Source organism: Synechococcus sp. UW179B (assembly GCF_900474245.1).
Classification (GTDB): Bacteria; Cyanobacteriota; Cyanobacteriia; order PCC-6307; family Cyanobiaceae; genus Synechococcus_C.
In genome coordinates, this window is sequence record NZ_UCNZ01000026.1 from 195,831 (window position 1) to 210,335 (window position 14,505).

Genomic DNA, 14,505 nt, shown 5'->3' on the forward strand with positions numbered 1-14,505 from the left:
TGTTTTTATTGATTGAATCTATTTTTGTGGATAACTCTTCCAAACAAGGAGCGAGTAAACCCAACCAATGAGGTGGGTTTTCCCCCAAATCCATCCTTTTGGTTCGGTTAGAGTACGGTTTATACGACTTCTTTATTCTGTCTCTTTGATTCGCATGTCCAAGGGAAAGTGTGTGCCTTATTTCTCTCGATTTTAGGTTCGAAACGTGTCTACTTTTCTTGTGGTATTGCGGTTATCAGTTGCTCTTCTAGCAACATGTTGAACTCAAATAATTGTTCGTCACTGAGTTGTTGTCTTGATGAGGCCCCTAGTTTTGACTGCAGGAACGTCTTTGCACGTTCTTGATCCCATTTCAAAGTCGTGAGCATTTCGTCGCCTTGCGCGATTAAGTCGCTTCTGCGTAACGGAGTTGGAGATGAACTGGCATCCGCGCCGGTTTCAATGCTTTTAAGCTTATTGAGAAAGGAAACGAGATCGCTATATCTCGTTAATCTGTGCCTGCTTCCATGGCCATAGGCTCGCTCCAAATAAATCTTTTCCTGATCCCGGGTCCAGCCAATTCGTTTTAGTTGTAGATCGATGGCTGTTAGTTCTTCGCTCCAATCCTCTGGGTCCGTGGGAGCTTCGCTTGGTTCAGGATTGGAGACGGCCTGAGGCTCATTGTTTTGAAAGGGGATTGGAGACGCTGTGTTGGCTGGATTGGTCTCACGACTGCCTGGATCTTTGGCTGGTTTTGCTGGTTGAACCTGGGGGTCACCCTGCTGTTTGATGGCTGGCTGCGGGTTCCGCTTCGGCTCAGAGCTCACGCTCCCTTTCAGATTGCGTTCCTCTAATCGCTGTCGAGCTCTGTCCTCTGCCTCCTCAGCATCGGCTCCCTCTCCTAGCGCGCTACCGAGATCTCGTTCTCCATCGAAGCCGCTGACACGCACCACACATCGATTGCTATCGATGTGGCAAATCTCCACCTTTGTTTTCATGCCTCTGGAGGGGGTTAACCATTTCTAAGCTGTTGGGATGGATTCAGCTTCCTTAACGTCCCTCACGCCTGTTCTCGACGGTGTAGATCGATGGGCTGAGCTCTTGCCTCTTCTTCCAGTGCTTGTGGCCCTGGAACTGGTGCTCTCCGCTGACAATGCGATCGCTTTAGCTGCTGTCGCTCGCAAGCAACATGACCCAATCAAGGAAAAGAAGGCCCTTGACCTTGGTATATCCATTGCTTTTTTCCTCAGGGTTGGCCTGATTTTGTTGGCTCAGTGGGTGTTGGCATTCAAGCCATTGCAACTCCTTGCGGGTGTTTATCTTCTCTGGCTTTTCCTATCCCATCTTTGGTTCAAGCCATCAGACACCGAGAGTTCTTCTGGATCCTCAGGGCAAGCACCCTCGATCTCTTTTGCGCGAGCGATTGTTGCCCTAGCTTTAACGGATCTCGCCTTTTCTGTTGATAGTGTTGCTGCCGCTGTCGCGATTAGTGATCAACTAATTCTTGTGATTACGGGGGCCTTTATCGGAGTTGTGGCACTGAGATTTACCTCGGGTTTGTTTATTCGCTGGCTCGATATCTATACCCGTCTAGAGACGGCTGGTTATCTTGCGGTTGGTTTAGTGGGAGTCAAACTGATTGGAACGCTGGTCGTTTCGGACTTGCATCCACCTGCATGGTGGACCCTACTCACTGTTGCCTTGCTAATGATTTGGGGCTTTTCTGAGCGCAAAGAGCCCCTAGGTGGAGAGGCTTGATCCGATGCTTGTTGAATTACGTCAGGCTGCTACGCAGGTTTTGCTCGATCGCATGGAGTTGAGTGATCCTCCAATGCCGGGGCAATGGTTTACTCATGATCAGGACAGTTATCTCGTGATTCAACGCAGACATCGCTATAAATTGTATTCAGGTCGTTATGAACTGTCTTCGATTGTTCTCCTTGTTAAATGTCAAAAGCAGCCTGCTGATGCACGGTTTATTGGTCACGGTTGGGTGATTGGAGACGCTGAGTGCCGCTTCAATGCTTTGAGCCCTTTGCTTCGCTGTGCCGTATTGCCCGATGGACCTTGTGATCGTTGTGTTCACCGGGAAGTTCGCTGATGACATCCCTCCGTTGGCATTCAGCTGTTCTGCTCGCTGGGCATGGAGTGGCCTCAGGCCAAGCTTTGGATCGCGCTGAACCACGCCTGTCTCCTTACCCGAAAGGCACGATTGCGATGCAAACGTCGTTTTTTGCGGCGTTAGGTCTTGATCTTTCTCCGTATTGGCCTGGAACACTCAACCTTTCGTTTTCTCCTGCTGAGCTACAGCTCACCAATCCAGATTATTCGTTTCCTGATTTGGAATGGACCGATTTGCATCCGCCTGAAACCTTTTCCTTTTGGAAGGTTCGCCTGCGTTCTGTAGGACTTTTAGATTTTGATGTTCCAGGGTTGGTTTACCGGCCTCATCCAGAAACAAAGATAAGGCACTGGCAAAACACGTCCGTTCTTGAGATTCTTGCTCCTTATCTTGATGGTGTTTGTTTGGGTCAATGCCTTGAGCTTGGCGTAAATCCTGACGCAATAAAAGTATTGGGTTCTTCGTTGTCGTGATTGATTGTCTGTTTTTTGGGGTTTGTTGGTCGCTTTTCTTTTTATCTTGCGGTTAGGTGTGCTTGCTGCCCGTTTGTTGAATCTCCCCCTCTGTTTAAATTTGGCAGATCCTCAAGCTTGCGGGTAAAACTTGATGACGGATGCTGAACGGATAAAAACTCGCTCAGTGCTGCTTGAATTTTTGAAATTCAGGGTGTTAGCCGCAGGCCAGCAGTTTTTTGATGGCACGGCCTCGGATCATCGGCGGCAGTGGTTGGCTTTGGTGCACCCGCAAGCGCTTGCCCTCTCAGATGAGGATCTGGAGCAGATCTGGAATCAGGCCCGTTCGCTCTATACGGAGGGTTGAAGGTGTGGATCTAGGCTGAATCTTTCGCTCTGCTGGCCATTTCCGCTTCTCCTGTTGCATCTGAGTCCACAGCCTCTGGTTTTGATTCCCTTGGTTTGAGTCAGCCGTTGCTGAAGGCTTTGCAGGAGAAGGGATACACCGCTCCGTCGCCGATTCAATTGCAGGCCATTCCCGCTGTGATCTCTGGTCGTGATGTGATGGCGGCAGCGCAAACAGGAACGGGTAAAACCGCAGGCTTCACGCTGCCAATGTTGGAGCGCCTGAACCATGGAGCGCGTCCTGGACGCGCACAAATACGCGCCTTGGTGCTGACCCCTACGCGTGAGCTTGCTGCGCAGGTGTTGGCGAGTGTTCGTGATTACAGCAAGCATCTTCCGCTGACCAGCGACGTGGTGTTTGGTGGTGTCAAGATCAACCCTCAAATTCAACGGTTGCAGAAGGGCGTTGATGTGTTGGTTGCGACACCAGGCCGCTTGTTAGATCTGCTCCAGCAGGGGGCTGTTCGTTTCGACCGCGTGGAATTTTTGGTGCTTGATGAAGCCGACCGAATGTTGGATATGGGGTTTATTCATGACATTCGGCGTGTGATTTCTCGCCTTCCTGATCGTCGTCAAACCCTGATGTTTTCGGCCACTTTTAGTGCGCCAATTCGGAAACTAGCAACAGGCCTGCTTGATCATCCTGTTCAAATTCAGGTGGCCCCTGCCAACCAAACCGTGCGCTCTGTGGAGCAGGTTGTTCATCCTTGCGACATGGTCCGCAAGATTGATCTGCTCAGCCATCTCATTCGCAGTGGAGAATGGCTCCAGGTGTTGGTCTTTTCCCGCACGAAGCATGGTGCCAACCGTGTTGTGGAACGTCTCAGTCAGCAGGGTCTCCTAGCGGCTGCCATCCATGGCAACAAGAGCCAGGGTGCACGCACTCGCGCTTTGCAGGGATTTAAGGACGGTTCGGTGCGCGTTCTTGTCGCCACCGATATCGCAGCCCGAGGAATTGATATTCAGCAGCTGCCTCATGTGGTGAATCTCGATCTCCCGAATGTTGCTGAGGACTATGTGCATCGCATTGGCCGTACAGGTCGGGCTGGAGAAACTGGACACGCCATTTCTCTTGTTGCTGCTGAAGAGGCACTGCTCTTGAAGGCAATTGAACGCTTAACGGGTGAGTCCCTTCGTCGAGAAAACGTGCCGGGATTTGAGCCCACCGTTCTCAAGGCCGCCCCCCTGGATCTGAGTGGAGGACGGGGACGGCGCTCAGGAGGTTCATCGCGCCGTCGGCAAGACACGCGTAGCACGAGAACGTACCGCCGATAACGCTATTTCGTTACGTAAACGTGCCAAACCGTTGTTTGGGTGCCGCGTTTAGTTGTTGGATCAGGGAGTCGCCATGGCTCCGCCCTTTCCCTTCCAGCTGCGCAGCGCGAATCAGGATTGGGCAGCCATTCGTGCTGACCACGACGCCCATTCCCTTCACCGATTCCAGCACTGTGCCTGGTGGATGCCCTCCCGTGGGCCAGCGGCCGATGAGGGGGTGCACCTCAGCCGGCAGCTCTTTTCTCAAGCGATCGATGAGCGGTTCGCAATGCAGAAGTTTGAGGCGTTTGTCGTTCCAAAGCGTGACGGCATTCGGATAGAGCGCCATCACCTTGCGATGAATGTTGAGTGCCGATGCGGACCAGTCGATTTGGTGGTCTTGTTTGGTGAGCATGCGTGCGTAACTGGCTTCTCCAGGACGATCGGCCTGGTCGACCAGCTTCAGCCTTGCTCTGCGTTCGGGTTCGGACCCGTGTCCTGCCGATTCGATCAATGGCAAGGCTTCCACCATCAGATCAGCTGTCAGAGCACTCATCCGCTCGGCCAGGGTGTGGCCGTTATCGAGTAGCCCAATCGACAGGTTCCTTTCGATCAGAACGGGTCCAGTGTCGAGGCCTTCTTCCATGGCCATCACCCCCACACCTGTTTCGGAGTCACCTTCCAGCAGGGACCACTGAATCGGTCCTGCACCTCGCCAGCGGGGAAGCAGAGATCCATGGCCGTTCCAGCATCCCAGCGGCGGTTGATCCAGCACACTTTTGGGCAAAATTTGCCCGAAAGCCACCACCACGGACAGATCGGCGTGGAGCTCAGCGAGTTGCTGTTGACAGGTTTTGTCCTGTTTGATGCGTTCGGGGGTGAAAACCGTTAACCCCAGCTCAAGAGCTTTGGCTTTCACCGCTGAAGGAATCAACGTCTTGCCGCGTCCCCTGCGTCGATCCGGCTGGGTGACCACTCCCACAAGCGCATGGCCAGCTTGATGGAGAGCCACCAGTGTTGGCACGGCATAGTCGGGCGTTCCCCAGAACAAAATGTTCATCGAGCGAAGCTCAGGCCTCTCCCGTGATCGCTAAACCATCCACCCAGACATGGGGTGAAACGCCTTGATGGGTCACCACCTCATGGGGTTCTAGGTGAACGATTCCTTTCAAAACCTCGCGGATGTCGCCAGCGATCGTGGCTGCTTCCACAGAGATGCGCTCACCATCCTTCACGAGCCAGCCATCAAACGGCAGCGAAAAGGCTCCTTGGCTGGCTTTTACGCCTGCATGGAGTGCGCTCAAGCTTTCAATCAACACGAAGGGCTCTTGGGTGCTGCGATGGTCGAGATGGGGAGAGGGACTGATCAATCCTTGACTGGAACTCACCTCAAACCAATCGGGTCCAACGGAGACCTTGGCTCCGAGTCCGGCATGACCGGTGGGAGACACTCCAAATTGACGTGCTGTGGCTTCGGAATGGAGAAGATTCTCCAATGTGCCGTTGCCGATGAGGCAGAGCCGTTTGGTTGGTGTGCCTTCTCCATCAAAGGCCGCCGCCCCCACGTGATCGGGATGTAACCCGTTGTCGTGCAAATTAAAAAATGGCACGGCGAGCTGTTGGCCAAGCGACTCTTTGTTGCTCAGGCTGACGCCATCGAGAATCGATCTGGCATTGAGCATGCTGCTGAAAGCACCAATCAGATCAAGGAATGCCTCCGGTGTGAAACAGACCAAATAACGACCGGTATCAATCGGTTTGTAGTTGAGATGGCTGATGGTGCGCTCGGCTGCTTCCTTGATACAGCCGGCCAGGTCAAGATCGGCACTGCCAAGCGCAACGCGAACGGCCCCACCGCTGCGTGGTTTTCTGCCGCTTTCTTCGGCACGTGCATACAGGTAGAGGCTTGCCTGAGTGCGTTGCATGTGGCGAAGTGCCCCCTCGCTATTGAGGTAGATCCGCTCGCTATTGCCTTCGGTCAAGCCGTTGTAGGGGACGGTTTCGATCGCAGGATGTTTGGAAAGCAGCTCCCCTTCCACCTCTTTCAGGGTGCTGAGCAATTTTTGAATGCTCTGAGAGGGTTTTAGCGGCCGATCAAGCTCTGGAATCGGTGCCGTTGCCAGGGGTGAAAAGCCTGGGATGTCTTCTGTGTTGCCAAAGGAACTGGCCTGATAAGCGCCATGCAGGGCTTTTTCGAGGCCTCCTGGAGAAAGGTCAGACGTGCTGGTCACACCAACCAGTCCTTGCTCATTCCAAACGCGAACGGTGATCGAGCTGCGTTGAGCCGCTTTCATTTGCTTGGCTTCACCCCGATCCACTTGCACCGAGGCATTCATTCCTCGGCTGGCTCCAAGGTCCCATCGACGGATTCCGTCCCTGGTCGCGAGGGTGTGGAGCTGATCGCGGAGCTCTTTCACATTGAGAGGTGTATGGGTCATGCTCAGCGGCCTCCCACCGTGATCGAATCAACCTTGATGTGGGGCTGCCCCACCGTGACAAAAATGCTGCCGCTTACCGAGCCGCAGTATCCAGCGGCTAAGTCGAGATCATTGGCGCACATGGAAATCCTTGGCATGACTTCCTTGGCTTCACCGATCAAGGTGGCCCCTTTGACCGGACGGCCTAATTGGCCATTTTCAATGATGTAGCCCTCTTCCACAGAGAAATTGAATTGACCGGTGGGTCCCACACTTCCACCGCCCATGGACTTGCAGTACAAGCCACGATCAACGGATTGGATCAGCTCATCGGTGCTGTGGGGACCTGCAGCGATGTAGGTGTTGCGCATGCGGCTGGCAGCTGCAAATCCATGGTTTTGCCGTCGACCACTTCCCGTTCGCGGATGTCCGGTGCGGAGTTCACCGGCGCGATCGCTCAAAAATCCTTTTAGGACACCATTTTCAATGAGGACGGTTTTCTGCGATTCCATTCCTTCATCGTCCATCGATAAAGAACCGAAGGCACCGGTACTCAGCCCTTCATCAATCGCGGTTACAGCCGGATGGGCAATCGTTTTCCCAACTTGATCGGCAAACGGGGTTGTCCCCCGTTCCACTTGGGTGGTTTCGAGCAGATGGCCGCAGGCCTCATGGAAAATCACGCCGCCAAAACGATTGGCGAGGACCACAGGCATTTGTCCTCCATCCACGTAATCGGCATGAAGCATGGTGGCGGCACTGCTGCACACTTCGTTGGCGGCTGCATCCACATCCCACTCCCGCAAATCATCCGGGCGGTCGCTCGATCCAAAGCGGCGAGCGATGCTTGCACGATGCTCACCATCGGCGGCTAAGACACTGAGGCCGCTGGACTGATGCAGGCGGATATCGCGGGCATAGGTTCCATCACTCGCAGCGACAAGCACCTCTTGCCAGTCGCGTGAAAAGCTGCCGCGACGCACGTCCAGATGCTCTCCGAGCTGATCCAGTCGCGCTGTTCCTTCCAGCAAACGTTGGGTGATTTCAGCGAGCTCAGGTGACTGAGCCAGCCAGCCATCTTTCTTCGCACCAAAATCTTTGAGCTGATGGAGACCTTGAAAGCCTCCCTCGCGCTGGAGACCGTTGTGCTCCAGTTCGAGCATGGCCAACGCTTGGTCCAGTGCTTGGACAAGGCCTGATTCACTGAGGTCGTTGGTGCTAACGAACCCATCTCGGTGTCCAAGGAAGACCCGAATCCCCGCTCCCATCCCGAAGGATGGAGACACGCTGGTGATGCGCTCCTGTTCGGCGAGAACGCCGAGGTGATCTGTGCGTTCTAAGAACACTTCCACAAGATCAGCGCCCGCACGCATCCCTGTATGGAGAAGCGTTTCCAGGCGATCTTTCCAGGGTGTGTGGCTCGGATCCAGATTGAATGTCTGGTTAAGACCGGGATGGGTGACGACCAAGCCCCTCGTCTGCGTCAACCTTGATTATGGAGAATCGCGGAAGGAATCGGAGACAGGGGCTCTGGTTGCTTGGCAGCTCTCAACGAACGCTGGGGTGGTACTGATCGCTGCGGATCGGTGCCATGAAGAACAGGGACGCCATTTGAACGCCGTTGGCCACCCAATGGGGAAGTTTGCGCAGCACTTTGATGGGTGCAGGGGAGTGCGTTGCATCCACAGCGCTGAGCGCTGCGTTGTTGTTCACCAGGCGCTCGAGACCATCGAAAAAGCGGGGATTTTTCACGTCGAGGACCACGGGGAACACCCGTGCCGTGTTTTCGTTCGTCTTGTCGATGACCAAGCGGTCGTATTCGCGCGCATCCAAACCGAGGGATTCGTAAAACTCTTTGCGTGCCACATCACGGACATACATGGTGGCGAAGACCGCAAGAAGGAAAAAACGGCACCAGAGCCTTGCGCGCAATCCCCTCACCGTGTCCGGCTGAGCTTTCATTAAAGCGTCGAAGAAATCACCGTGGCGATTTTCGTCCTGGCACCAATTTTCGAAGAAGTTGAAGATCGGGAAAATCTTGCAATCTGGATTTTGCTCAAGATGGCGGAAAATGGTGATGTAACGCCAGTAACCGATTTTTTCAGACAGATATGTGGCGTAAAAGATAAATTTCGGTTTGAAGAATGTATAGCTTTTGCTGGCCGTTAAGAAGCCAAGATCAAGTTGTAGACCGAAATCGCTCATCGACTTATTGAGGAAGCCGGCATGCCTAGCCTCATCACGGGCCATGTGCGAGAAGCATTCGGCAAGGAGGGGGTTCTTGGTTTTAATCCGACGGCTGAGCTCTTTGTAAAGCAAAAATCCGGAAAACTCAGACGTGCAACTTTGCTCTAAAAATTCAACGAATACTTTGCGAGTTTCGGGGTCGAGTTGATCGGCAGCTCCATCAAATTCGCCATTGCGGACGAAGTGATGACGGTTGTAATCCTTGCGAAATTCTTCGCAGATGGCCTCTAATTCCGCCTCATTCGGGCGCAGATCCATCGCGGCCATCGCCTCGAAATCTGTCGTGTAAAAACGAGGGGTCAGGATCGTGTCCTTCTCCGGGTCTTTCGCCGTTACGTTGGATCCTGGTGCTGCTGTGGCTTCCGTCACGGCTGTTGGAGGCACCATCGGTTGCATCAGTCACTACAGCCCATCGTAGGTCGCCCTCTGGTAACCCCGCAGCCCACTGTTACGAGCTCTCAGTTAATTCCCACCTAGCCATTTCTGGCCATTCAGACGTTGCAGCAAACGGGACTGGAGCAGGGCCAGATTGATGCGCTTTTCGTCGATTAAAAAAGACTCCAGCAGGCTTGGCTCTGTACCGGACTCTGCAAGCGCAATCGTTTTACCGGATGTGATCGAATCCGATTCAAAGCAAACCCAGAAGCGCCGATCGCCAGGAAGGGCACCGGTGAGCATCCAGCATTGGCCTCCCACCACGGGACGATCGCCTTCAACTAAATCGATCGAAGCGCTGATTTGGTGTTTGGTGCTCAGCGCTTTGCTGAGAGATGGGATCAGGTCGTCCTTCATGAACGCCTGAAAGGGCTTGTCCTCCAGCTTGGGCTTTGGAGCAGGCTTGGCTGCAGGCTTCGCTGCGGGCTTTGCCGCTGATTTGGCTTCAGCTTTGGGTGTTGCGGGAGTTTCGCTCACCGGACTTTGGTTGCTGGGCGAACTGTAGACAGCCCAGTGCGCTCTCTACCAATCATCGCCAATCTGTTGATTCCAATCGTCGGCCTCAACGCCTTCTCCTCTCCCGGCATCAGCCGCCGATGGATTGGTCTGTTGTTCCCTTGGCTTGATGGGGTTGGTGTCGGCGGCCTGGGTTGCTGAGGTCGTGGCTTGATTGCCTCGATGCACCACCCTGAACGGCACCGAGACGGTTGGGGCTGGATCGCGCACGTCCCGTTCTGGCCAGGGCGTGGGTTGAGCCGGTCTGGCCTGGGATGGTTGCTCGCGAGGCATCGGCTCGTGAACATCGGGTCCTGTGGCTGGACGCCGAACCTCTCGGCGCAGCACAGGTCTTGAGGTCACCATCGCCAATCCCCCCACTGCGCTGACGCTCGATCCCAACACGGTTGCGACGGCGATCCAGGCCCCAATCGGCAATGGTGGCAATCTCCAGGTGAGCACCCTCAACGATGAGGCTTGTCCGAGATTGAGGGTTGCGATCAACAGCATCACCACCACCGGACTCAGACAGGGAATCAGCAGCAAGCGTTGAAAAGGCGTCATGGCTGGCGCCCCTGCCAACGGTTCAAAGGACTTAATTCCTCACCGAGGGAGTCGAAGAGGCGTACAACGAGGAAATCAACCATCTCGCTGAGATTTTGAGGTTGGCTGTACCAGGCAGGAATGGGGGGGGCAATTCTTGCTCCCGCTTCCGCGAGCGTTGTGAGATTGCGGAGATGGATCAGGCTCCATGGCATTTCTCTTGGAGCCAGCACCAGGGGTCGGCCTTCCTTGAGATGAACATCCGCACAACGTTCGAGAAGATCACTGGCGACACCGGCGGCAATGCGTCCCACGGTGCCCATCGAGCAAGGAACAATCACCATGCCCCGGGTGGCCACACTGCCACTGGCAATGGTGGCGGCTTGATCTCCCCAGCGATGGCAAATTAGAGATCCGGTCTGAACATTCAGCCGCGTTCTCCAAAAGCGTTCCTGAAGCTCAGGATCGACGGGCACTTGGATGGATTGTTCCGCGAGCCAAACCTCATGGGCACCACGACTCATGATCAGGTGAACGCTGCGTTCCCGCTGAAGCAGCAGTTGCAGGGCCCGCTCGGCAAGCGGTTGGGCTGAGGCACCGCTCACTCCCAGGACGTAAGGACGATCTCGTTGCTCCGAGAGGGACACGGCCTTAACCCTCACTCACGGCCACCGGCAGCGGCGACGCATCCTCAGCTTCTGCCGATGCCATCACGATGTCCAGGTCGATTTGATTGCGCAGGACATCCACCTTGGTCACACGCACCGTGACGGGATCTCCAAGTTTGTAAACGCGGCGGTTGCGTCGACCGACTAAGCGATTTTGGCGTGATCGGTATTCGTACCAATCGTCGTTCAAGGAGCTGACATGCACGAGTCCCTCCACCATCGAGGGGGCAATTTCCACGAAGAATCCATAACTTTGAACGCCGCTGATGACGCCTTGTTGCTCCTGATCGAGCATGGGTTCGGCACTTCGTGCCTGAGCCATCGCAATCACATCTCGGCAAAGCTCTGCCTGCTGGCGACGCCGAGAATTGAGCCGTTGTAGGTGGCGTTCTTGGAGCAGCTCCTCCAATCGTTGTTGCAGAGACCCACTAAACAGGGGCCAGGTCAGCGTTGAAGCAGCCCCTTTGCTGCCAAGATTGACCGTTTCTTTTTGGCGAACGCTGGGACGATCTTTGCCGTCGTTGAGTAGCTGACACAGCACCTGCTGGTTCAACAAATCGGCGTAATGCAGGGTGGGACAACACCAAGGAGCCAAGAGGGGAGTCGATCCATCCTGAGCGGGCAGAGACGTGTCTTCTGTCTCGGTCGCTGATGCATCGTCTTCCCCTGCAATGTCCTCGCTGCCGTGCGTGATGTGCTTGGCTTTCGCCTGCATCAAACGGAACTGGGGATCGGGAAGGGTCTGTTTCAGCTGAAGGTTGAGCACCCGTCTGGATGGGCTTGCGATCAAGGCTTGAGCAAGTTCGGATGCCGAGGTGGTGCCCTCCTCATCCAGGGAGAGGGGTAGCTCTAAGGCAATGGCTGCTTTGGCAACATCATTCAGAGCTCCACTTTCGGGCTCGTTGGCTTGAAGCACCAAAGCGGGAAGATTGAAATCCTGGCAATGCTGAGTCCAGGTTGCATGCGCTGCTCGCAGGAATACCGCCAAGAGTGAGAAGGGATCCTCTTCCCTTAGGGGCTCCATCCACTGACGATTGCCCCCATCAGGTTCGCTGGCTCGGAGGTCTCCCAGAGAGTCCAAATCGGGTGTTGGGAGATCCAATTCGATCTGACCCTGCTTCAACTCGGCGGCGTGAAGAGCTTTGGCACAAAAAATCAGTGTCTCGAGTTGTCCGATCTGATCTTTGATGGATTTGAGGGCTGCTGGAATGGCACGAGATCGGGGTTTTCGCCCCGCCAAAGCTGCCAAAGCCCCAGATGTGACCTCAGCGACAGGGCGAATCTGCGTTAAACAAAACTCCCAATCGCGTGCTTCACCTTCAGAGTCGAAATCAACGCGAAGACTCAACGCGGCTTGGGACTCACCAACGTTGAAGGCTGCCGCTTTGGCCAGGTTGGGACTCAGCAGCGGGATCCACTTATTGCCGAGACAAAGAGCTTCGCTTTGTTCGCACAGCCATTGATCAAGGCTGTTTCCGGGGTTAACGCGTTCAGCCACCGCAGGAGCATGAATCCATAGCTGGGTCCCACCTTCATGAGGGCTGACGTGGACTGCAGGTAGGTGGGGAGCACCATCCATCACCCAGTTGTTCAGGAGCAAACAGGGCTGATCGGTGAGGTCCTTGCGACGTTTATCTGCTGGTGCCTTAATCGTGGTTCTGGGCGCACTTGCCCTGGTGTGCAGATGGGCCTTGGTGAGTAAGAGATCGCGATCAGCATCCACTCCGCCGTTGAGTGGCAACGATCGGGCCACATGACCGCGCGCTGGGTGTTGAGCGATCGGATAGCGATCGAGCTGAACTTCAACCACCGATGTGGCTGGTCCCTCAAGGCGATAGTTGCTGTCGCCTTCGGGTAATTCGATCGAGGCGAGCACTCGATCATCAAGCGGGACGGCGAGCAGGCGCTCATCCTGTTGTTCCACCTGGGCCAGAAGGCTCGTCGTGGCTCTCTGCAAAATGCATTGCACCCCTCCTTCTGGAGATCGGCGTCGGCCTGCATCACGGATGATGCGCACCAACACACGGTCGCCATTCCAAGCGTGATTCAGCTGATGGTCACGGATGTAAATGTCTTCACCGCCGTCATCACGAATGGCAAAACAGAACCCTTTGCTGCTGCAGCGCAAACGGGCTTCGATTAACCCGATTTCATCGCCTCTGGAGACGGAACTCTCCTCTTCAAGGCTCAGCACTCCAAGCCGATCAAGGCCCTTAAGCGCAATGCTGAGTGACTGTTTGTCGGCTCGATTCGTTAATCGGAGAATTTTCTCGAGCTTGCTGACCTCAAGGGTACCGTCGTGGGGGACCTGGTCGAGAAGGTCGGCGACCGTGAATTTCATCGGAGCGTGAAAGAAACCGGCCTTCAGGACCGGGAGTTGAATCAAAACCGTTGCACTCGAAGAGTTGGTAATGCAACAGCTGAATGACTAACCGACTCTAATCGCCCGACTTGCGCAATCCCCTTCTTATTCCTCCGTCTGGGTGGATCCCAGCCCGGCTTGGAGCATGGGCAGGAGCAAGCGGCCTCCGATCACCAGGAATCCTGTGGAGGCCACCAGTTGCAGCCACTCGGCGGGAATCACAGCCGACAAGGACCCTCCAGCAACAGCACCAATCAAGCTGGCGAGCACTAAGGCGCTGGACGATCCCAGAAACACAGCCAACGGTCGATCGGATGTGCCGCTGATGGCCACTGTTGCCAGTTGGGTTTTGTCACCGAGCTCTGCCAGAAACACGGTCACAAAAGTGGAAATGAGAAGGGCGAAGTCCATAACAATTTCAGAGTGATTGGGTCTCTATCAGTGACTTCAAGGCCTGACTTCCCAGCCACAATCCCAGTCCCACCATCAACAAACCTGCCATTTGTTCCAGGCGTTCTGGGGGAAGGATGGTGGAAAGCCAACGTCCCACCAAGACCCCCACAAGGCTTGAACAGATCAAGGCCAGCGCGGCCCCGATAAACACCAACCATGGCTCGCCGGATTGGGCTGACAGAAGAAGGGTTGCTAATTGGGTTTTGTCACCCAATTCAGCGAGAAAGACGGTGGTAAAGGTGCTCAGCAGAACGGCATTAAAACCAAGCTTGCTGTCGCTACCTGCTTCAGTCATCGGAATCCTGACGTGAGCGAATCAACCGCTCGAACTTACGCAGTTCCAGGCTTCTTCCGCCATGAACCGATCGAATTTGCTGTCGACAGCAATCAATGGCAAAGCCATTGACCTCCTCCGCTGGTACCGCAAATAAATCGGCTAAACCGCTCACCCGGCAAAAGTCGGGTCGGTCCTCATAAATCCTGCAGCGCCGGCCTCCCTGGTCGAAATGCTTGCACCATCCGTCTTCTCCCACCATCTCCAAATAAATCGTTTGCTGGTCGTCCGATAACGCTTCAAGAGCTTCCGGTCGTTCGGCCGGCGCAAGCCTGCAACATGCTCCGCATTGACTCAGGCATGACCAGTGAAGAGGAGGGCGGCTCATGGCTCAATTCA

General features: G+C 54.9%; 18 protein-coding genes. 6 read left to right on the forward strand and 12 right to left on the reverse strand.

From position 1 onward, the window contains the following. Window positions 1-209 precede the first annotated feature (209 nt). Window positions 210-977, reverse strand: coding sequence for a hypothetical protein (locus DXY38_RS12190; protein ID WP_115071859.1), 768 nt, complete (start codon window positions 975-977; stop codon window positions 210-212). Window positions 978-1,014: 37 nt separating this feature from the next. Here DXY38_RS12190 and DXY38_RS12195 point away from each other — a divergent pair, with 37 nt between their 5' ends. The 5 genes from DXY38_RS12195 (at window position 1,015) to DXY38_RS12215 (ending at window position 4,233) form a co-directional block, all read left to right on the forward strand. Then, entirely contained in the window at window positions 1,015-1,737 is a 723-nt protein-coding gene (locus DXY38_RS12195) for a hypothetical protein (RefSeq protein ID WP_115071860.1), read from the forward strand. Between the two features lie 4 nt (window positions 1,738-1,741). Then, entirely contained in the window at window positions 1,742-2,080 is a 339-nt protein-coding gene (locus tag DXY38_RS12200) for a DUF6464 family protein (protein WP_115071861.1), read from the forward strand. A gap of 65 nt (window positions 2,081-2,145) precedes the next feature. Beyond that, on the forward strand, window positions 2,146-2,574 hold the full coding sequence (locus DXY38_RS12205) for a hypothetical protein (protein ID WP_244279124.1): 429 nt from the start codon (window positions 2,146-2,148) through the stop codon (window positions 2,572-2,574). 133 nt (window positions 2,575-2,707) lie between these two features. Continuing rightward, window positions 2,708-2,920, forward strand: coding sequence for a hypothetical protein (locus DXY38_RS12210; protein WP_006852503.1), 213 nt, complete (start codon window positions 2,708-2,710; stop codon window positions 2,918-2,920). Window positions 2,921-3,015: 95 nt separating this feature from the next. Next, window positions 3,016-4,233: a DEAD/DEAH box helicase gene (locus tag DXY38_RS12215; protein WP_244279125.1), complete on the forward strand. Its 1,218-nt coding sequence runs from the start codon at window positions 3,016-3,018 to the stop codon at window positions 4,231-4,233. Between the two features lie 10 nt (window positions 4,234-4,243). Here the strand turns inward: DXY38_RS12215 and fmt are convergent, their stop codons facing one another. The 5 genes from fmt to DXY38_RS12240 form a co-directional block, all read right to left on the reverse strand. Next, window positions 4,244-5,272, reverse strand: a complete 1,029-nt coding sequence (fmt, locus tag DXY38_RS12220) for a methionyl-tRNA formyltransferase (RefSeq protein ID WP_006852505.1) — start codon at window positions 5,270-5,272, stop codon at window positions 4,244-4,246. 10 nt (window positions 5,273-5,282) lie between these two features. Next, on the reverse strand, window positions 5,283-6,650 hold the full coding sequence (locus tag DXY38_RS12225) for a TldD/PmbA family protein (RefSeq protein WP_115071864.1): 1,368 nt from the start codon (window positions 6,648-6,650) through the stop codon (window positions 5,283-5,285). 2 nt (window positions 6,651-6,652) lie between these two features. Next, a complete protein-coding gene (locus DXY38_RS12230; RefSeq protein ID WP_115072054.1) occupies window positions 6,653-8,002 on the reverse strand; it encodes a TldD/PmbA family protein in 1,350 nt (449 codons plus the stop codon). 175 nt (window positions 8,003-8,177) lie between these two features. Continuing rightward, window positions 8,178-9,263 (reverse strand): magnesium-protoporphyrin IX monomethyl ester (oxidative) cyclase, encoded by a 1,086-nt coding sequence (acsF, locus tag DXY38_RS12235; protein ID WP_115071865.1) that lies wholly within the window; start codon window positions 9,261-9,263, stop codon window positions 8,178-8,180. Between the two features lie 75 nt (window positions 9,264-9,338). Next, window positions 9,339-9,695 (reverse strand): DUF2996 domain-containing protein, encoded by a 357-nt coding sequence (locus tag DXY38_RS12240; protein WP_244279149.1) that lies wholly within the window; start codon window positions 9,693-9,695, stop codon window positions 9,339-9,341. Between DXY38_RS12240 and DXY38_RS14110 the strand changes: the two genes are divergently transcribed. After that, entirely contained in the window at window positions 9,685-9,816 is a 132-nt protein-coding gene (locus DXY38_RS14110) for a hypothetical protein (protein WP_256359577.1), read from the forward strand. The two genes, DXY38_RS12240 and DXY38_RS14110, sit on opposite strands and share 11 nt — an antisense overlap. Before the next feature lie 17 nt (window positions 9,817-9,833). Here DXY38_RS14110 and DXY38_RS12245 read toward each other — a convergent pair whose 3' ends face one another. The 6 genes from DXY38_RS12245 to DXY38_RS12270 form a co-directional block, all read right to left on the reverse strand. After that, the gene (locus DXY38_RS12245) at window positions 9,834-10,388 is read right to left on the reverse strand and encodes a hypothetical protein (protein WP_244279126.1); all 555 of its coding nucleotides are present in this window, start codon (window positions 10,386-10,388) and stop codon (window positions 9,834-9,836) included. Beyond that, window positions 10,367-10,996, reverse strand: coding sequence for a flavin prenyltransferase UbiX (locus DXY38_RS12250; RefSeq protein WP_006852511.1), 630 nt, complete (start codon window positions 10,994-10,996; stop codon window positions 10,367-10,369). The genes DXY38_RS12245 and DXY38_RS12250 overlap by 22 nt, the downstream gene beginning before the upstream one ends. Before the next feature lie 4 nt (window positions 10,997-11,000). Continuing rightward, on the reverse strand, window positions 11,001-13,358 hold the full coding sequence (locus tag DXY38_RS12255; protein ID WP_115072055.1) for an RNB domain-containing ribonuclease: 2,358 nt from the start codon (window positions 13,356-13,358) through the stop codon (window positions 11,001-11,003). A gap of 126 nt (window positions 13,359-13,484) precedes the next feature. Next, window positions 13,485-13,790: a TMEM165/GDT1 family protein gene (locus tag DXY38_RS12260; protein ID WP_006852513.1), complete on the reverse strand. Its 306-nt coding sequence runs from the start codon at window positions 13,788-13,790 to the stop codon at window positions 13,485-13,487. A gap of 7 nt (window positions 13,791-13,797) precedes the next feature. Then, a complete protein-coding gene (locus DXY38_RS12265; RefSeq protein ID WP_006852514.1) occupies window positions 13,798-14,127 on the reverse strand; it encodes a TMEM165/GDT1 family protein in 330 nt (109 codons plus the stop codon). Continuing rightward, window positions 14,120-14,494, reverse strand: a complete 375-nt coding sequence (locus DXY38_RS12270; RefSeq protein WP_115071868.1) for a YkgJ family cysteine cluster protein — start codon at window positions 14,492-14,494, stop codon at window positions 14,120-14,122. The genes DXY38_RS12265 and DXY38_RS12270 overlap by 8 nt, the downstream gene beginning before the upstream one ends. Between the last annotated feature and the right edge of the window lie 11 nt (window positions 14,495-14,505).